This is a genomic window from Ginsengibacter sp. (genome assembly GCF_057362405.1).
Genome location: NZ_JBMQQG010000226.1, coordinates 1 through 20,537, shown reverse-complemented (window position 1 = coordinate 20,537; position 20,537 = coordinate 1). Strand labels below are relative to the sequence as shown.

General features: G+C 38.7%; 14 protein-coding genes. 6 read left to right on the top strand and 8 right to left on the bottom strand.

Features of this window, described 5'->3' with window-relative positions; genetic code table 11:
• Window positions 1-53 precede the first annotated feature (53 nt).
• On the bottom strand, window positions 54-557 hold the full coding sequence (locus ACO1O5_RS19245) for a GNAT family N-acetyltransferase (protein ID WP_486273148.1): 504 nt from the start codon (window positions 555-557) through the stop codon (window positions 54-56).
• 299 nt (window positions 558-856) lie between these two features.
• Here ACO1O5_RS19245 and ACO1O5_RS19240 point away from each other — a divergent pair, with 299 nt between their 5' ends.
• From ACO1O5_RS19240 to ACO1O5_RS19215, 6 genes are all read left to right on the top strand, one after another.
• The gene (locus ACO1O5_RS19240; RefSeq protein ID WP_486273146.1) at window positions 857-2,779 is read left to right on the top strand and encodes a DUF3857 domain-containing protein; all 1,923 of its coding nucleotides are present in this window, start codon (window positions 857-859) and stop codon (window positions 2,777-2,779) included.
• 6 nt (window positions 2,780-2,785) lie between these two features.
• Window positions 2,786-4,684, top strand: coding sequence for a DUF3857 domain-containing protein (locus ACO1O5_RS19235; RefSeq protein WP_486273144.1), 1,899 nt, complete (start codon window positions 2,786-2,788; stop codon window positions 4,682-4,684).
• Window positions 4,685-4,863: 179 nt separating this feature from the next.
• Window positions 4,864-5,430, top strand: coding sequence for a hypothetical protein (locus ACO1O5_RS19230; RefSeq protein ID WP_486273143.1), 567 nt, complete (start codon window positions 4,864-4,866; stop codon window positions 5,428-5,430).
• A gap of 452 nt (window positions 5,431-5,882) precedes the next feature.
• Window positions 5,883-8,252 (top strand): HsdM family class I SAM-dependent methyltransferase, encoded by a 2,370-nt coding sequence (locus tag ACO1O5_RS19225; RefSeq protein WP_486273141.1) that lies wholly within the window; start codon window positions 5,883-5,885, stop codon window positions 8,250-8,252.
• Window positions 8,253-8,821: 569 nt separating this feature from the next.
• Window positions 8,822-9,355, top strand: a complete 534-nt coding sequence (locus ACO1O5_RS19220; protein ID WP_486273140.1) for a transcription termination/antitermination NusG family protein — start codon at window positions 8,822-8,824, stop codon at window positions 9,353-9,355.
• 273 nt (window positions 9,356-9,628) lie between these two features.
• Window positions 9,629-10,786 carry an acyltransferase family protein gene (locus tag ACO1O5_RS19215; RefSeq protein ID WP_486273139.1) on the top strand — a complete coding sequence of 386 codons (1,158 nt, stop codon included), beginning with the start codon at window positions 9,629-9,631 and terminating at the stop codon, window positions 10,784-10,786.
• Between the two features lie 254 nt (window positions 10,787-11,040).
• Here ACO1O5_RS19215 and ACO1O5_RS19210 read toward each other — a convergent pair whose 3' ends face one another.
• The 7 genes from ACO1O5_RS19210 to ACO1O5_RS19180 all read right to left on the bottom strand — a co-directional run.
• Window positions 11,041-12,150 (bottom strand): SGNH/GDSL hydrolase family protein, encoded by a 1,110-nt coding sequence (locus ACO1O5_RS19210; RefSeq protein ID WP_486273137.1) that lies wholly within the window; start codon window positions 12,148-12,150, stop codon window positions 11,041-11,043.
• Window positions 12,151-12,168: 18 nt separating this feature from the next.
• Window positions 12,169-13,170, bottom strand: coding sequence for a glycosyl hydrolase (locus ACO1O5_RS19205; RefSeq protein ID WP_486273135.1), 1,002 nt, complete (start codon window positions 13,168-13,170; stop codon window positions 12,169-12,171).
• Window positions 13,171-13,174: 4 nt separating this feature from the next.
• Entirely contained in the window at window positions 13,175-13,882 is a 708-nt protein-coding gene (gene rpiA, locus ACO1O5_RS19200; protein ID WP_486273133.1) for a ribose 5-phosphate isomerase A, read from the bottom strand.
• Window positions 13,883-13,896: 14 nt separating this feature from the next.
• Window positions 13,897-14,964: a Gfo/Idh/MocA family oxidoreductase gene (locus tag ACO1O5_RS19195; RefSeq protein ID WP_486273132.1), complete on the bottom strand. Its 1,068-nt coding sequence runs from the start codon at window positions 14,962-14,964 to the stop codon at window positions 13,897-13,899.
• 64 nt (window positions 14,965-15,028) lie between these two features.
• On the bottom strand, window positions 15,029-16,402 hold the full coding sequence (locus ACO1O5_RS19190) for an AGE family epimerase/isomerase (RefSeq protein WP_486273130.1): 1,374 nt from the start codon (window positions 16,400-16,402) through the stop codon (window positions 15,029-15,031).
• A 6-nt stretch (window positions 16,403-16,408) separates the two neighbouring features.
• Window positions 16,409-18,916 (bottom strand): glycoside hydrolase family 9 protein, encoded by a 2,508-nt coding sequence (locus ACO1O5_RS19185; RefSeq protein WP_486273128.1) that lies wholly within the window; start codon window positions 18,914-18,916, stop codon window positions 16,409-16,411.
• A 69-nt stretch (window positions 18,917-18,985) separates the two neighbouring features.
• A partial coding sequence (locus ACO1O5_RS19180) for a serine hydrolase domain-containing protein (RefSeq protein ID WP_486273126.1) occupies window positions 18,986-20,537 on the bottom strand: 1,552 nt, incomplete at its 5' end.

Here is a 20,537-nt window from a genome sequence, read left to right as displayed (position 1 = left end):
TTCACAGCAATTGTCTTTCTATTTATGAACAAGGCGAATAGCTTTCAGGTGCTTCACGCAATACGTTTACCAAGAATTTTTAATCCTCTCTCCTGCCCGTCAAGTATTGCTATGTTTGGCAAAGTGGCCCAATCTTCAAATCCAAAATGCCTGAATAATTTTAGGCTTGGTTCATTGTGGGCAAAAATAAATCCAAGCAATGTTTTTACGCCAAATGACGGAGCTGTGTTGATACAATACTGTAAAATGTCTTTCCCCAATCCTTGTCCACGTTGGGCCGGGTCTAAATATATACTTACCTCAACTGTTGCATCGTAAGCCGGCCTTCCATAAAAAGATTGAAAGCTTACCCAGCCTATAATTTCGTTGTCTTCATTTTCAATTATCCATAATGGCCTTTTATCTGCAATGTGTTCATCAAACCATTTTTGCCTGCTTTCAACAGACACTTTTTCTGTATCTGCTGTAACGGTTCTTAAAGGAATTGTTGAATTATAAATTTCAACGATTTTTGAAAGATCATTTTGAACAGCATTTCTATAGATCAAACCAGGCATAGCAATCAGTTAAAAATTATTATTAATTTTTGTTGGCACTTTGTATCACAACTTTTGGCTTCCTTTATACAATAAAACATCAACTTCCTGCGTAAATACAATGATGATAAACACAAGTGACCTTTTTAAATATGAGCGAAGTTGTTGTAACCTCCACTGTTAAGATTGTTGTAATGAAGTTAGGAACAAAAAATAAAACGAAATATTATGTGTTATTTTCCTCAGAAGAAATATATTAGATTTGATTAGTGACTACCAAATCGATCTTGAACCAATTTTAAAAAACTAACTACCTTACCGTGATCAAAAAAGTCTTCCCCACCTTTTGCATTTATCTGTTTTTCCTATTTATAAAGACCGACGCTCAGTCATTTTCATCACCTTATTCTGATAAGTTGGGCGTATCGGCATACGAGTTAAACTATAAAGAATGTCCTTTCGACAAAGAAGCAACTGCGGTAGTATTTGTAGATGAAGCTGAATCTGATTATAACGACGAATATAACCTGCTAACCTATCACCATGTTAAATTGAAAATACTTAAGGATAAAGGAATAGAATATGGAAACATAGAAATTCCTTATTACCTGGACGATGATTTTGAAAACATAACTTCTGTTGAGGGAACCATCTACAACAAGGGAGAGGTGCTTTCTTCCAAAAAACTTGATAAAAAATCGGTATACACACAAAAGGAAAATAAATATTGGGGCGAAGTAAAATTTGCTTTCCCCGAAGTAAAAGCCGGCAGCATAATTGAATACACCTATGCAAGTTCTAAAAAAAATTACGGCGGATTGAAAGAGTGGATCTTCCAGCAGGAGATTCCAGTTTTGCGAAGCAGTTACCGGGTATCAGTTCTGCCCAATACTGAATTTGCTTACGCTGTACAAAAAAGCCCCGCGATGAACATCGATATTAAACCAAATAACAGTGAAGGAAAAATAAGTTTTGAAATGGATAATATTGCAGGTTTGAGAGATGAAAAATATATCGATTCTAAAAATGATTATCTGCAAAAGGTTTCATTCCAGTTGTCAAAGTTCCAGGATAGACGCTACATGACTACATGGGACCAGGTAAATACTGAAATGTCTACCGAACCCGCTTTTTATGGACAGTTGAAGAAAAATCTGCCGGGCACTGATGATTTTATTAAAAGCGTTAAACAGGATAGCTCTGAATTGAGCAAGATGAAAAAAGTATATGCCTACGTCAGAAATAACATTACGTGGAACAATATAAATTCCAAATATTCCACTGATGGTATAAAGCAGGCATGGGAAAAAAAAGCCGGAACCAGTGGTGAAGTTAATCTTATATTACTCAACCTCCTTCGGCAGGCAGGTTTAGATGCAACTCCGATGTTGGTGAGCGAACGCTATAATGGAAAAGTTCATCGTGAATTAACCATGATTGATCAGTTTAATACCGTATACGCTTTTGTTACCATTAATAATAAACAGTACTACCTTGATGCAACCGACAAGTATAATTCGTGCACACTAACTCCTTATGAAATTTTGAATACAACTGCTTTTATTGTAAACCACAAAAAAGGTAATCTTATTGATATAGTTGATACTACAGCATTGTACACGGAAAGAATCGGCATAGATGCGACCGTTAATGCAGAGGGCACGTTGAAGGCAACTTTTATTGCAAATAGTCTCGATTATGCAAGAGATTACCGGCTGAAAAATTTCAGAACTAAAAGTATTTCTGAAAATGAAAAATTATTTTCAGGTAATATCCCTGATTTAAATTTTTCCGATTTCAAAACAGAAAATGCGGACAGTGATTTGAACTTATTAACTACAAAAGGCGGCTTCTCACTGCCACTCAACAATAGTAATCAATATTATTTCTTAACGGCCAATTTGTTAACAGGTCTTAGTGATAATCCTTTTATCAGTGATAACCGTTTCAGTAATATTAATTTTGGTTACAAGCAATTAATACAACTCACATTTCATGTAAAAATTGATAAAAATTTCGCAATAGATGCGTTACCTAAGTCTGTTAAATTAACAGACCCCGATGGAGATATTTCTTTTACCCGCCTTGTATTTTCCGATAAAGAAGAAAACGATATGCGGGTTATTTCAACGTTTGAAACAAAACAAAATTTATATCCCGTCAGTCAATACGATATCATTAAAAATTTCTATAAAAAATTATTTGAGATGCTGAACGAACAGATTGTGCTGAAGAAAAAATAATGGCCAATGAAACTTACGCTCTACCTCTTTCTTTTGTTTGCATGTATTCAAAAATCGTATGCGTTGAAGGTTCCTCCCAATCCTTCTTTGTTCGATACCTCTGTTATTAAGAATGCATCTGTAATTAAAAATGAAGAAAACATTCTGCTTGAAATTACCGCCGTCGATCGTTTCACCTATACGGTACACAAAGTAGAAACAATTTTGAGTGAAAAAGGTAAGGATGAATTGGATTTTGTGCAATACACCAATAAGTACATCAGCCTTGAAAATGCTGAAATAAAAGTGCTTGACGTTTGGGGTAAACCGGTTACAAAATTCGGGAAGAAAGATATGACCACTGTCGCTAATGGCGAAGGGTTGATTGACGATGGCTATGTAACTTATCTAAGGATACCTGCTTCCGGCTATCCCATTACCATTGAATACAATTACCAGTTAAAATTTAAAGGAACTGTCTCCTACCCTTCATTTAATATTATGTCATCCGGCGAAGCAGTTTTAAAATCAACATTTACGGCCCGCGTGCTTAAAGAACTTGATCTTCGTTACAAAGAAAAAAATATACAATTAAAACCTGGGATAACGGAAGATGCTAAATATAAACAGTATCAATGGACAGTTGCTGATATGAAACCTTTGGAGTATGAAGAAGGTACAGCTAAATTTGAAAGCCGCTACCCTTCTATACAATTAGCGCCCAATAAGTTTAGTTATTACAACCATGAAGGTGATCTTACCTCATGGAAAACATTTGGCGCATGGGTCGGTAATTTGTACAAGGGACTTGACGAGTTACCGCAGGAGAGAAAAGATTTTTTCCTGAACATGGTAAAAGATGCTTCTACGGATGAAGATAAAGCCAGGATCATTTACGAATATCTTCAAACAAATTTCAGGTACGTAAGTATTCAACTGGGCATCGGTGGATTAAAACCTTTCTCCGCCGATTTTACTGATCAAAAGAAATATGGAGATTGCAAGGGCCTTAGCAATTTTATGAAGGCAGCGTTGAAAGCGGTTGGTATCAAAAGCTGTTTAGCTATCGTCAATGCAGAATATAACAGTGAGCCTGTTGATCCGGATTTTCCTGAAAACGGTTTTAATCACGTAATTCTTTGCATTCCCCGGGCAAAAGATTCCATTTGGCTGGAGTGCACCAGTAACGAAACCGATTTTGGTGTGCTTGGGTCATTTACTGAAAACAGGAATGCGCTACTAATTACCGATAATGGGGGTGTGCTGGTTCCGACGCCAGTAAGCCGTGCAAATGAAAATTTATTAACGGCCAACACTTATGTTGAAATGTCAGAAGATGGGTCTGGTACTTCCGTAACCACATTCAAAACCTGCGGGTCTTATAAAGTAGACATTGAAACTAACTTAATCGAAGAAAAAAAAGATGATCAAAAAGAATTTTTAGTTCACACATTCGGATTTAAACAACCTGATGAATTTGAAATAGATAAAAGTGAAAACCAGGACATGCTTTCAACCAAGATTAAAATGAATATTGAAAAAATTCCGGAATTTATTGCCGGCAACAAAATGTTTATAGCTCCCCGCTTGTATAAACAGTGGTCTGCAAAGCTTCCCAAAGCCACCAACAGGCGCCTCGATTTCTACTTCTCTAATCCTTTCATAAAAACGGATACTACTGTATTTAAACTTCCGGATGGCTTTAAAGTAGATGCGTTACCGGCCGCAAAGAACTTTACATGTGAGTATGGTTCTTATAAAAACAATTATTGGTATGATGCGACAAAAAATTTGGTATACAGCGCCGCTAAGTTGGAACTAACACAACTAAAAATACCAGCATCTAAATACGCTTCAGTAAAAACTTTCTTTGACGAAGTTCTGCAGGAAGATGCTCAAAGAATGGTTATAAAGAAAAATGATTAAACGTAAAATATTTGTTATTGTCGTTACATCTCTTTAATCGGGATCGGCAATTATAAAGTACTTACTGAAAACGATATACCTTCCTCATTATCTTGATCGGGCAGTTTAACTGAGCAAAAAATTTCTTAAAAAAAATATTTAAGACAATTTTAGGCCCGATTAATGCATAATTTAACGCCATGGCAAAAATCGTCTTTACAATTTTATTGATTGCAACCGTAAATGTTCTATTTGCTCAATACGTACATTATTCGGATAAAAGAAAAATCACCAACACAGAACCGGCTGCAACAACGGCCCCAAAATTAATAAAGGATACTGCGGTAAAAATTATCAGAGATACCGTAAGAATAGTGGTTAAAGATACCGTTAAAGTAACCGTTAAAGACACTTTGAGAACAGTTGTGCATGATACATTAAAAATAATGATGAGAGACACCGTAGAGATTGTAATACACGATACAGTAAACGTTTGCCCACCGGAAAAAACAGTTTACCACAAATGGCCAGATCGTTGTCCGGGTCTAACCGGCGCTATTCCTGTTTTAAATAATTACATCGCCCCGGAAATGGTATTAAAACTTACAGAAATATTTAAGGGCCATTTGTATTCAATCAGCAGCAGTAAGAATGGCAACGGAAAATTGCGGTATAAACTAAAGGTTTGCGAAAAAGGCGTAATAAAATTTGAGTATGCTGATGAAAATGGAAATATAATCCCGGGTTATGTTGATGAAAAAAAATAACTGCAATACAGCGGATATTTTCTCTGATGTTCACCATTGGCCACTCATATTATACAGCCAGGAACCGCCTTCACGAAAGTTCATAAACTTAATGATAACCTGTTTTGGCAATAATGCCCGCATCTGTCGACCTCCACACTCTATAGAAAACACTAACCGTGATATGAGTCTCAATATACTTTTCGCTTAACCTCCTACCAGAACCCGTTTAGTTGAGCAGAGATCATTTTATACTAGTGATAACAAATGCGCATACCCGAAACTGTTAGTTTACATGGAATTAAAATTTGTCTCCAATATTTATTTGCTGAGTGGTTGAATTTATGTTATAAATGTGTTCGTGACGAATTACATTTTAGAAAATATTATAAATTATTTTTTTGGTTTCTTTTATTAAAATCCATTAAATTAGTACAAGATATTTTTTTGACGCTCCCGAATCCCATTAAGTTATGGTACATAATGAAGGTGTTGAGCGCTCCCTGAAGATTCCTGTCTCAATACCTAAAAAACAACTGGTAACTTCCAAGGCCTCTCTCAGGCCTACCCGTAAAGCTAAATCGCAAAGATTGTTTGTGCCACATAAGAAGGCTGTATTGTTCCGTGCGCAAATTAAACTCCCGGATGCATTACGTGAAGAAATTAATAAAAAATGGGACGATTGTTGGCCCGTTAGTACGCTAAGGCCGCTCGCGTTGATTGATCTGTTATGCTATTTGCTGTTCTTAAAAAAACTGGAAGAGAAACGCCTTATAACAGTGAGCCTTACCCGAATTCCAGGAGGTAGTAGTCCTGCAAATGAATTATTCTGGAGCGGGTTCAAGGACTTGAATGCCCGGGATTTGCACACTCTTTTTACCACTGAAAATGGGGTAATGGAATTAATAAAAAATTATGGGCTTACCAACCTGAAGTACAGCGAATTTTTGAAGGAGCCTCTGTTATTGACCCCGTCAGTGAGTCTGCTGTTCAATGTGGTGAATATTATTAAGTTAATGGATTCACATAGAAAAAATATCAGTGTCGCCGTATTTGAATTCTTATTACATAAGGCCGAGATAGAAGCTCAAAACGGGCAGGTATATGCGCCGGATAAAGTAGTTAAGCTCGTGGTAGAACTAATGCAGCCTTCAAATCAGGATTCTATTTGGGATCCTTCAGCAGGCAACGGCAGTTTGCTGATAAATAGCGCAAAATACATCGCATCTGGCAAGCCCGCGCCGGGCAACAATTTCACCGACTGTTATTTTGGAGATAATTATAATGGTATTGAATGTGATCCAATTCAGCTTCGGATAGCGGCAATGAACATGATTATGAATGGCATTGAGGATCCCAAATTGGGCGGCACTGGTTCATATAACAATTCGCATATTAATGCCTGTGAGCAGTCAACGCTTGTTCTTTCGAATTTATATTTCAAGGGTGCCTACGACAGAAAAACGATAGCAGGTAAGACATTCTTACTTGAATCAGGAAGATCCGAAATTCATTTCTTAAATCTTATTCTAAACAAACTTAAAAGTGGAGGAAGAGCGGCCGTAATCGTTCCGGAATTCATCTTATCGAATTTTACGACAGAGATGGTTACAATGCGCCAACGCATTATTGAAGATCATAAGCTGGCCGCAGTAATATATTTAACGAATACAACCGGCCCACTATTTAACAGCGCTTGTATTCTCATTTTCGCTGATATAAGTGCAGCCGCTAATGATGTGATTTGGTTTTGTAAAATGAAGTCAGGATTGAAAAAGAAAGATGCCGGCTCAACCAACACGGTTGAACAGGGAACACTGGAATGCAAAGATGAATCCGAGGATATGGTTGACATAATAAAGCGGTGGAAAAATTTGACCGCGGAAAAGATGCGTACAAGAACAGCTCATAGTTTTTGTGTGCCCGTAGATGAAATAAGAAATTGTAATTACACACTTTGTATTAATCAATATAGAAAAGTCGAAAAAGAAACTCAGTCTTTCTGCCCGGTTACTATTCCAAACATTAGTAAAGAGATTGCCGGGAATATATCGGCAACTGACGAGGGAAGACTCAATATTACCAGGATCAAAATACCTAAGCAAATAATTCCCGCATTAAAAAAGGCAACACTGCAATTTACGCAACAGGTAATGCCGGTAAATAAAAGACTTTCGGTAAAACTAAGAAATCTGCCCGCTGCATTTATAAGGGGTAACCTACTATATGTTCTTAAGCGCCTCCGGCCTGGTAGCATCTGGTTTCCTCCGTATTTGACTCCATTACTACTGATTGTGATAATTTCTACGTTTTTTTATTTTGAAGTTTTTAGAGATAATAATTACCCGCCACAAGTTGCCACTGCCAACACTAATATCACACCAAGGCGAAAAGAATCACAGGCAGTTGTCGCCAAACCGGTAGCTACTTCCGGGACAAAGCCTACGTTGACGCCGGAGCAAATAAAGGCAATCATTTATGATTCAACCACCACTGCGCACTTCGATAATCAACCAGTTGAACTTTCGCTACAAAATTCAAAAGACGAATTCGGCGTAGATGAGACTGCTGACACAGCAACAGTTTATAGTCGGGCTAAAAAGCCAGATGAAAGAACCACTAAAAATGCTTTGTCAGCAAAATATACTGTTAGAGATACAACATTCTTTCATAATCAACCAGACGAAAGTTCAGCAAGAAAATCCTATCTTGATCCTTTAAATAATAATGTTTTGGATGCAATTCAGGAAAAAAATGGATATATCTACATTGTTTATACGAATCAGTTTGGCCGAACGTCAAAGGGATGGATCAATAAAAAAGACTTAATCCAACTTCGGTGATATTAAAGAGAAGAATTGGGTATATAATGGTGACAGTAACAATGGTAAATTGTAGTGCCTTATGCAAACGTTCTTTGATTAGATAAAACCTTTCATTGTTATAGGATTTTGTCTGATTTATTTTTAAAACTAAAGCCAATATTGGCAAATTATATCCCCACCGAAATAATTTAGAATAGAGGAAATCACTATTCTGAATGCGTTTAATTCACCCTATTTTTTCGGGGGCGAAAAAAAATGTCCAGGGCAATTTTAATAGAGAAAGGTGCCACATATTTTGCGGGGCCGGGCGAGTTGATGTGAGTAAATGTTTCCACAATTGATATCAAATGAAGGCTTTACGCAATATACATGATGTCGGTGAAAAATAACTTTGTGCCCATGTTTCGTAGGTCTTACCAGCGAAACAACCTGGAAAAATTTAATTGGCATGTTCTTAGTTAAAAAATACATTCGAAAGATTTAATAAAAATTCCTATCTTAAGATTCGATTTGGGAAAACGAACACAGATTTCCGATCATCTTGCTAATATCAATCCTTTGAAATACTCAAATTAAAAAATAGGAGTATGCAAAAAAATTGGTATGCAGTTTACACAAGACCGAACTGCGAAAAGAAGGTATCACGTGCACTAAGCAAAATGGGAATCGAGATTTTTCTCCCCCTTAATTTCAAAAGAAATCCCACTTTTTTTAGGGTTGATTTTTCCCCCGAACCCTTATTTAAATCTTTTATTTTCTTGAGGGCTGAAGAAAATCATGTCATCAATCTTAGTAAACAGGTGAAAGGAGTGTTGAGTCTTCTTTATTGGCTGGGAAAGCCGGCAACCATTGATGGTGACGACATTGCTGCCATTAAGGAATTCACAAATACTTACAAGGAAATTGAATTGGAAAGACTGGATGTAAAACTAAAAAATGATGAAGATATCAATGATGACATCCTGATGACGATAGATGGTAAAATTTTGATGATAAAGAACAGGGCAGTTAAAGTGAATCTCCCCTCGTTGGGTTATACCATGATAGCAAAAATAGAAGATAAAGATATATTTGGCAGGAAATCACGCTTTGACAAAAGTGATATCGCCTTGCAACAATAAATAACCAAGCGTATTGACTAAAATTTTTACCAAATAAATAGCCGGCGCTTTTCGGGAGTTTCCCAAAACCTTTTCCCCGGTTGAATCACGTTACTTTTAAAACTACCATTCGCCCATTGTTAAACGAGGCGACGCTGTCGATAAAATACGCCGCATTTTATTTTGGCTGAATCCACGCTGGTTCCAAGATTTAATTCATTAGCCTCAAACTCAATTAAATATTTTCTTTAATTCTAATCATTTTTAATAACTTGGATTCCATAAACCAATTTAATGAGTGTTCTCGTTTCTGAATTACCTCTCCAGGAAAATATTGTTTCAACCCAAAATAATTTTGTTAGTCAGCGGCTTTATTCGCTCGACGCACTTCGCGGCTTCGACATGTTTTGGATAATGGGCGCCGAAGATATTTTTCATACAACCGCCAAGGCGACCAATGCGCCTTTTTGGGCTGTTCTTTCCAACCAGCTTACACATCCAGATTGGAATGGGTTTCATTTTTATGATTTGATATTTCCTTTATTCCTTTTTATAGCCGGCGTTGCCACACCTTATTCTGTGGGAAGGGAATTGCAAAAAGGAAAAACTAAAAGCGATGTGTTATGGCGAGTGGTTAAACGTGGCCTTATCTTAGTTGTGCTGGGAATTATTTATAACAACGGTCTTGAAATAAGGCCACTTTCAGAAATTCGTTTTGGCAGCGTGTTGGGTCGAATCGGGTTAGCCTATATGTTTGCGAACATCATTTATATCTACTCAAAACAAAGGGCGCAAATGATATGGTTTTTTGCTTTACTTATAGGCTATTGGCTGTTGCTAAAATTTACATCTGCGCCGGGCTATCCGATGGGCGACCTTACCATGCAGGGAAACTTTGCTTCTTACATAGATCGCAGTGTTTTGCCTGGAAGGCTCTACCTGACTATTCACGACCCCGAGGGGTTGATGTCAACAATTCCTGCGATAGGAACGGGTTTACTGGGGATTCTCACGGGTAGCTATTTAAAAAATAATAATACTAATGGCGCAAAAAAGGCAGCCAATATTGCTTTAACAGGAATCGTGTTTATCGCTCTTGCAATTCTTTGGAATTTTGATTTTCCAATTAATAAAAATCTTTGGACAAGTTCATTTGTGTTAACTGTAGGTGGAATTAGTTTGTTATTGCTCTCATTATTTTACTACATTATAGATGTGCTGGGATATAAGAGTTGGGCATTTTTCTTCCGCGTTATTGGTATGAACTCTATATTAATTTATATGTCCGAAAGGTTCGTAAATTGGGAATATTCAACAAATAGTTTTTTTAAATGGCTTGGACAGCTTGCGGGCAATCCCTGGGGCGCTGTGGTTATGGCAATTTGTTTTGTTATGGTAAAATGGGCATTTTTATATTTCATGTATAAAAAGAAAGTGTTTCTAAGAGTTTGATGTAATACATTTTTCAACATCAGCATTTCAATAAAAAATATTTACGAAACCGGAAAGGTTCCATTTAGTCCGTTTGAATCAGGAAAAGAATGAATAAGTTAAACGGTGTGGCCTAATGTTTTTCAACTTTAATTCATCTAAACAATTAACTTACTCTAATCAAATTGGCTTTAGTTAGTCAAATTCACTTTAAACAATCCTAGCCCATTACAAAAAACTGTTCGTTAACTGCATCAGAATCCCCCGAATTGTTTTCACTTCAATAACTCCCTAAAAAAAGGAATCAACTCATTTGCCAAAATCGCGTGTTCTTCTACGTTAGGATGTCCTGCGCAACCATGTGCCTGCATGGGTTTAAAAAAATATAATGCCACGGGTTTCTCTCTGGAATGCAAAGCATCAATATTTTGCTTTATAGCGGTAAGACAGTTTTGAAGCGTTTGCCTGTTGGCGCCATTTACCATCGGGCTGCTGAGCAGTGCTATTCGCGCTGATGGATATTTGCTTTTCACCAGTTCAACAAAACTTATGTAATGAGTTACAAATGCCGCACTGTCAAATGGCAATCTTGGCTTCTTACCATCACCGGTACTGAAATCATTTGTTCCTAAAGCAATACTTACAATGTCCGGGGAATATTTTTTGAAGTCCCATTTTTGAGAATCATCTAATCCCAATTCAGTTTTTTCATACACCTGCGGCATCGTTGGCCCATCACTATTCCAGTTGCGGTAAACGCCAATGCCACTTACACAACTCATAATAAAATTTACACCCAAAGCTCTCGCTACCCGCGGACCATAAGCATCGTAAGCGTCATGTTGGTCGTGGTAAACGCCCGTACCACAAGGCGTTTCAGAAGCATCTGCTGCAGCGCCACAGGTAATACTGTTGCCAATGAATTCTATTAGAGGCAAAGCCGGAATCTTTAAAGTTTTCAAATTACTACCCGTGATCTTCTGTATATAAATCGCGCCGATTTGCGCTTCTGTTGTTTTATATATCCAAATGGTATGCTCGCCGTTGCCGGGAGCGGTAAGCACAATCGGTTGATTTGAATTTCCTTCTACACGTATCCTTTTTTGATATTTGCCATCCAATGTATATTGAAAATAATTATGACTATTGGGATCGGGCAATGCCGCGAAAACCGAACATGAATTTCCTTTGAATGAAAATCCAAAGTGAACTGCTGAACCTATTAATTCAAGATCTTGCTGGCTATCTATAATATATCTTCCGAAAGGTAGCAGGCTTGCTGCAGTCAATTCGTTTGTTGAACTTTTAATATTTTTTTTAGAAGACGTGCAACTTCCCAATAAAATACCGACAATTAATGCGGACGTTGAAAAAAATCGTTTCATGTTAATCTTTATCCATGCTCAATAGTTCATAGTTTTTAATTTATCAAGAGTGATTGTCCTTTCGCTATTATAAACCTCTTTATCGCGTTGTTTGGTATTGTCTGTCCATAGCCAACTGCTCCACACCAGGAAGTAAACCCATTTAGGCTGTGCTTTTAAAACTTCATCACTTGGCAATGATCCAACTTCGGTGAGAGCAATAAGTTTACCCCTGGCCAATTGCAACAACTCATTGTAATCCCGCTGCTCGTAATCAGCATGGTACACGTCTGCTCCCAGCATATCAACATAATTGCTTCCGGGATAGAAATCTTTATAAGAATACGCTTCATCGCCGGGAATGTCTCTTACACCATTAGCTCCCCAAACCCATAAAAGGTTATTGAGCTTAAAATGATTTGTATAACGATCATACATCATTTTCCAAAGTTTGGCAATACCGTCTTTCCCCTTTTTGTTGCCCCACCAAAACCAAACACCATTCATTTCGTGATAGGGGCGCCACAGAACCGGCACATGTGCATCCTGCAATTGTTGCAGGTAGCCGGCAATTACATCTACCTGGGCTAGCCATCTCTTGTATAAGCGTGTGCCCGGCGTCGTTAGTTCTGTCCATTGAGAATCGGTAAGCTTTGCCTGCACACTTTCTTTCCATCCATAAGGCGGATCATCAATTGGCCTTCCTTCGTGCCACATTAATGTTACAATAGAACCTTGCCGGTTTTTTTTAATAGCGGCGTCAACGACGGCCTGCCCGTTATCCTTTGTACCGTTCCAGATAAAATCGCATCCCCAAACAGCGGGATATTTTCCCGTGAAAGCATGGGCACTATCCGAGAATTTATCGGGATCATTGTTATAATTATGCTGACCTGCCAAAATATATTTACCATCAATGCTATATAGAAAGCTCAATAATTTTTTTACTTCCGGAGTTGCGTTTTTATTTACAGGCGGAAAAGGTTGGGCATTGATTGCTGAAGAAATAACAAGAAAACAATAAAGAAATATAAGTTTCACGATACTATAAGTTTACATTACGAGGGTTATTTATCTTTTCTAATACTCTCACACCATTTTCTCCGGCAATAATTGCTTTGTCGGCTAATCCATAAAACAGTGATGTTTCCACCACTCCTGCAATATTTTTGAATGTTACATTAATGGACGAGAGTGCCGGCCATTGTTCAAAATAAACATCCAATAGGTAATTTCCATTCTCTGTTATTACTGCACCATCTTTTTTATCACTCATCCGCATTTGAATTTTTACTCCTGGAAATAATGTTTGGATTTTATAGGGAAGAAATGTCACCGACTGAGGCAGCATTTCAATTACTAAAGGATATTTTACATCAAGCGTGTCAACCAACTTTGAGTCATCACCTACAATGACAAATTGATTAGCCATAGACGCGAATAATTTTTCCTGCGTGTGAATACCGCCGCCACTTTTTAAAGCGTTTAATTGTTTATCAAACTGATCACATCCGTCAAAATAGATATCCACTTCTTTACAAAATTCAATTGGCGAGATCGTTAAATGTTCCCGCATTAATAGTTGCTTTGTAGTAAAGGATGAACTCGCCAATCGTATTGAAAGGCCATCATTTATTTTCGATTTCAAATAATCCACGATATAGGCAATAGTTGATCCTGCGCCCAGTCCAACCATAGAGCCGTCTTCTATAAAAGTAATTGCCTTTGCTGCTGCTTCCTGTTTAAAATTCATTCAAAAAATTTCAATTAAGAAAATGTAAAGTCAATCGTTCTCTTTTCATGCTGGCTTTGCATCGCTAATTCTATAATACGAATATTATTCCTCGCCTGCAGAGGAGTTACTATCAGTTGTTCTTTACCAATAATGGTATTGTAGACATTCTGATAAAAGGCAGTATAGTCCCCTTTTTCACTCTCAATCTTTCCCGCAAAATGCTGACCGTTTATTTCAGTGTTTAGTGTTCCCCAAATTTCAGGAGGTTCAATACCCCAGTTGCTTTTTGTAGCAGAAGTACAGCCAGCTTTCAGTGCTTCTTCCTGCACATCTAATCCATATTTAATGAAAGATCCATTATTTCCTGAAAGTATAAATCGCGGCAATGGCTCACGCACAAGCATTCCTGCTTTTAATGTAACCTTAAGGCCGGGGTAATGGAGAACTACTTCAAAATTATCAATCGCTTTCCCCTCTTTTCTTTGTACAATTAAATCAGCACTAACGGTATCGGGTAGCCCAAATAATGCCTGTGCCTGGTCAATCAGGTGGGAACCGAGGTCATATAAAATTCCGGAGCCCGGTGTATCTTCCTCCCGCCATGAATTAGGTTTAAGATAGTTTCTGAACCGATCGTACCGGCTTTCCATTTCAACAAGGCCACCCAACAAATTATTTTTAATTATTTTTTGAACCGTATAAAAATCGCTGTCGAAGCGGCGGCTGTGGTAAACCGACAGAACCAGGTTTCGCCTCGCAGCTTCAGCAATCAATTCGTCAGCATCTTTTGTATTAATGGTAAATGGCTTGTCAACTACCACGTTTTTACCAGCTTGTAGCGCCTGCATGGCCAATGAATAATGTGAAGTGTTGGGTGTTGTTATAACAACCAGGTCGATATTCTCATCATTACATATTTCCTCTGAAGTACTTACTATTGCAGCCGTTGGATACTTTGATTGTGCAACGGCAACTTGTTCTGGTTTTACAGCTCTTATTTTTGCCAGTTGCAATCCCTTTACCATTGTTAGTATCGGTGCATGAAACGTTTGCCCTCCGGCACCGAATCCGATTAAACCAACTTTAGTTGTTTTATCCATTGTCTTATGAAATTAAATTTTGTTCTTCTAAAAATAAAAAGTTCGTTCAGTTACTGATTCAACATTAATTTTTCTCATCATCATCCCCACGCAACCGCTTTATGCAATTGGACAGCGCCCTGAAATTGTGATAAGCACCTTTCCAGATATGACCTTTTAATGCCGTTTTTCTTTCTGGTTCATTATCCAGCCCTTCCTCATACCACCCGCCATTTGTATGATCAATAATATAGGTTTCAATATAATTCCATTGCTTTTTGAATTTATCATAGTAGTGCATCGAATCGTTTGGATAGGTATCAGCCATCAACAATAAAGTGTTTAAGCCTTCTGCCTGCGCCCACCAGTTTTTACTTGCAAATATTATCGTGATAGTATCACTGCCTTTAAAATAATAGCCTTCATCATAAAAGCCACCTAAGTCCTTATCCCATCCATTTCTCAAGGCATGATCTACCATTCGTTTGCCGACTATTTGTGTTAGCGTGTCGTTCTCCAACCCTAGTGCATGCGATGCCTCACGCATCAGGTATGCGGTTTCAATATCATGGCCGAACGATACATGATCTAAATATTTATGTCGTATAATGCTGGCCCGGGAAGAATCGCGGAAGGAAACGGGTGTCCAGTCAGGCTGAAAAAAAAGCACGAGGTACCCTTTTTTTGAAACCATTTTATCGCGTATTAAAGAAAGCATTTCCTGTAAACGAAGCCGAACTAACGGTTGCGGCCAAACGCGATAAAGTTCTGTAAGAGCTTCGAGAATGTGTATGGAAGAATTTTGATCTTTATAACCAACATCAGAAGTGGACGGCGTATTACTATCTCTCTCTACCGGCTTTCCCTCTCTTGTTAAATATTGATAGTAACCGCCATATATCGCATCGTGGCTATGGCCTTCCATCCATAAAAATGCTTTTTTAACAAGGTCTAAGGCACCCGTATCGCCAGAGGCTTTGTAATAAGCCGATAAAGCATAAATAGCGAAAGCATTTCCGTAAGCCTCTTTGGGCGCATTTGGATTGCCTTTTACGTTGCCCTTTCTATCTACAAGATCATAAAACCCACCATATACTCTATCCCACATCACATCTCTTAAAAACCGAAAGCCAACTTTAGAGCATTGTAAATAATATGACACCTTGGGGTATAGTTCAGATGCTTTTGCCGTGGTCCAGGTATGCCTTGCCTGGGTTACAATAAATTTATCCTGCGGTCCTGTTGGTTTAAAATCATAAGTAAATGTTGAAAGAAATCCGCCATACAACGAGTCAACACATTGCGGATACCATTTATTGAGTAATTCGGTTTGAATTGAATTTTCCATTTGAACTGCCAGTTGCAGACGTTCAGTTTTATTCGACTCTTGTGCATATAAAGCCTGGCGCATGCCAGAACCCAGAAGTAATACAAAGGATAACTTCAAAACATGTTTCATATTAATCTATTTCTTTTCATTTAAAATTTGGTCAGCAGCTAGAACAAGGAATAAATAATCTGTGGTTCCACTGCCTAACACATATTCAGTTTGTTGCCATAAAAAAGGCCATGTTAATAGTTCAGGAAAGTCCGGTCTTATTAAAGCGGTACCAGATACGATTCCACCCGGAATATACGTCCAGTCTGCCCGATTGAAACCGTAGGCAGTTGTTACAGAATTGGCGCCCACACCTGATGCAAAAGAGGCCGTGTTAGAACCGGGATGGCAACCTAAAATAAAGTCCATCGACTTCAACATATAATCAGCAGGGAAAATATCGGGGAAACTTTTGTGCAAAAAATATTGCCGGAATCCAAAATTCTGAATACCCCAACCTGCGCCCCAGATATTTGGTTCGTAAGGAACACCATAAGGTGTTTTTTTGCCCTGTTCCACAATTTTCTCATAATATTTTTTCGCCGCATCGGTCATCATTTTCGTGTAGGCGGCATCGTTAACATACTGCAAAGATCTACCAATGATCCAGCCGGTTCTTTCAAAACTCCTGGCGATATCATTGGCATGACTAAGCAAAAAATCGGCATACTTTTTATCACCCGTTGTTTTTAATAGTTCGACGGCGAGTTCTACTCGTGCTAATGGAAATTTTTCCCTGGTGCTATCCCAAAGCGTTTCAGCAATCTGCAAACTTTGTGCAGCGAGCGTGTCGTTGTAACCTTTTATTACCCTTGCTGCCGTCGCAAGACATGCGGCTACACTTAACTCCCTGTTAGGATTATCCTCCGTAAAAACCCAGCGATCATCAGGCGAACCGGGTAAGCCAACTTCAGGCACATTACTACCAGCGGGCTTTGTATAAATATTATTGTCAGTGATATTCGCGGGGTCTCCGAGTGTGGTATATTGTCTTTTGGTTGGTTCGATAATTCCCCGGTATAATCTTCCTAACGACCTGTATCCATCAACGATGGACAATAAACCGTGCTCCATTTGCTGTAATGCATCGGGCTTGCCGTCGGGCACCTGTATCTCTACAACGTGATTTGTTTGATCGATCGTAGTGTTGTCATATTTCAAATTAAATTCTTCATAGACCAGCGCAAGGCCTTGTACTGTTTCTGCCTGGGACTCGACCCGAAGATCGAAGTCTCCCGCGTCGTGCCACCCGCCCTGGTTGAGACCGGGCACATGATCACCGCTTTTAAAAGTAGTTAGGGTTGAATGACCTTGAATATAGCCGTCGAAATGCGTAGAGTCAGTTGGCGCCATACGTGCATCATCCATGTGGCACCAGCCATGCCATACACGATAATGATCGTTCACACGCATGTGGCACATTTGAATTGGTAAGAAATATTCGAGTGTTGGTTGCCAAACATTACGGGAGTAAACGTTACTATTAATCTGGAAAGGACTTGATTGATCTCTGCCATATTTTACCATGTACATTCCCGGCCTTTGCACCTTTGTAAAATCGAATTGCACGTAATTATACCGGAGAAATTTGCCCCAGCGTTTAGGCATTTCTGTTAGTACGTTCTCATAACCACCATCTTCCTTTAAACGTAGCAGAGAAGCTTTTTGAATATTATTGTCTTTCGCATCTAATTCAACAACGGCTATTTTTTGTTGCGAGGGATGATAACCGACCTGTGAGACCTGCACCACCGGCTCTGACTCCCACCCTTCTATTGCATGCGGTGTTACCAACCACTCGACCGCATTTGTTGTTGCGCCTTTAGCAACGAGCGACCTGACCACAAACCAGCCGTTATTATGCCTCGCTCTTCCATCTATTATTTCGAGATTGTTGCCACTCATATTTTCTATGGTCATACGTTGTTGATCACTCTCCGGTGCAATAGTTAGTTTTTTACCTTTTGCCATTGGTTCAATCTGCACTTCGCCATCGGCGTCTTTATAATCAGGGCCGTTTTCCTGCCTTGGAAAAATACCAAACTGATTATCCATGTACCACGACTTGCCAAAAAGAATTCCGGGGAAAAGTTCAAAATTGAATCCAACCTTTCCTATCCATTCATCAGGAATTGGTTTATCCAAATCAACGATAATTTTAAAACCTTTACCAGCAGGTTCAACCCGCAATGTGTAACTGAATTTCAAATCAGGATAAATAACGGGATTAAAACCTTTCCGGTCGATATCCTCATTGGGAAACTGCAATTGCACACTTATCTGTTGTTTTGTTTTATCAACAGAACGTTTGCCGACTTTGGGAATAGGCTGCCACTGTCCGGGTGTAGGCTCCAGCCTTAAGTCTCCGTTAGTAGCAACACGCAATCCATTTTGAATAACGCTCACACCGCCCTGGTGACCTTCAGGATAATAATCCTGTGCCAACATAACATTTACACCCTGGTATTCCAGGTACTCAAGACTGTTTAATTTCATTGAGCCAGCGCTTTTTACCGACTGTCCCTGAATTGAGGAAAACAACAATACGTTGAGAACAATGAGAAGTACAACTGATCTTACACGGCTTAGTTTCATGTTATAAAGGTTTCGTTATTTGTAGCGATTAACAGATTGACATCATCATACTGTTTCCCGTTTTCTATTTTAAGCAATTATCTTCCCTGTTATGTCTTTGCGGTCATCCGGTTTATTTTGAAGGCGATTTAAGCTAAAGTGGAACTTAATCGTTATTTCATCGCCATCAAATATACAGGTTAGTTGATCGCCGTGAACTGTTTCAATAAAGCGCCAGGTTATTAGCAAAGTTTTCTCATCCTGCCATGTTGTGCTCGCGGCAACAATAGAATCAAAATCAATTCGCCTTAAAGAAAACAATGAATGAGCAGAAGGTTTTAAGTTACCTTTTCTTATCCAGTAGCCCATACCGTTAGTAATAGTAATATCCGGCTTGCCTTCTTCCTTTAAGGTAAAGATGCATTCGTTATTTTTAAAATTAAACGTTACGGACTTTGCGTTGAAGTCATTAGGATCAAGAATAAATTCCTTGCCTGATATCTTTGATGCGATTGGCGAAGCAGACGCTATAAAAGGCGGATCGTATTTTAAAGATTTCAATTCACTTACTAATTGCTTATTGGCAGCATTATTTTTTTGAAGAGGTGAACCTTTCATTTCCGGAAGCAACACATCCCAAACAATCTGCATCGTATCTTTAGTACTGATGCTTTCGCTGGTAATAGCAACCACAGCATCTAATTGCGGAAACACCATACTGAATTGACCAAAAGCGCCGTCGGCCCTGAACCCACCGGGAGGGTTTAGCCAAAACTGGTAGCCATAACCGTAACCCCAACTACTATCATTTTTTCCATTTGAGATCTGCTTAGATGATGCTTCCTTCACCCATTCTTTGCTTATCACTTGTTTTCCGTTCCACATTCCATTTTGTAAATATAACTGCCCAAATTTGGCGATATCTTCAGTTGGCATCCGCAAATGGGAAGCGCCCATATTAATTCCTTCAAAATTTTCTCCCCATGTCGTGTTCGTAATATTCAACGGTTCATACAACCTCGGCTTCAAATATTCATGTGCAGTTTTCCCGGTTACTTTTTTTATAATTGCGCTCAGCATAAAGCTGGCTCCTGAATTATACATAAACTGGCTTCCGGGCGTAAATACCACCGGCTGTGCAAGAAATGTTTTTTCCCAGGGCACGCCAGGTGCTGATGCTTCAAGAATTAGAATAGCATCTTTCGCATGGCCGACCGACATAGAAAGTAAATGTCGCACTTGTAATGCAGCAAGGTTATCGCTTATTTCACCTGGTAACATATCGGGGAAAAACTTTATGACAGCATCATCAACAGATAGCAATTTTTCGTTTACGGCCAAACCGATAGCAGTACCCGTAAAACTTTTGCTGAGAGAGTATAGTTGTTGTTTATGTTCTGATGAATAAGGCGCCCACCAGCCTTCTGCCACAACATTTCCATGGCGTAGTATCATCAGGCTATGAAATTCCTGCTTAATCTCCTTTATGGAATTGAGAAATTTCACAATACCCGCCGAAGAAATTCCCTGGGCTTCCGGCGTACTTCGTGGCAAAATGAAAAAATCTTTAAAAAAATCTCCTCCTCCAAAATGTTGAAATGATGGCAATATTCCCAGGCCGAGGGCAGATAATCCGGCTTGC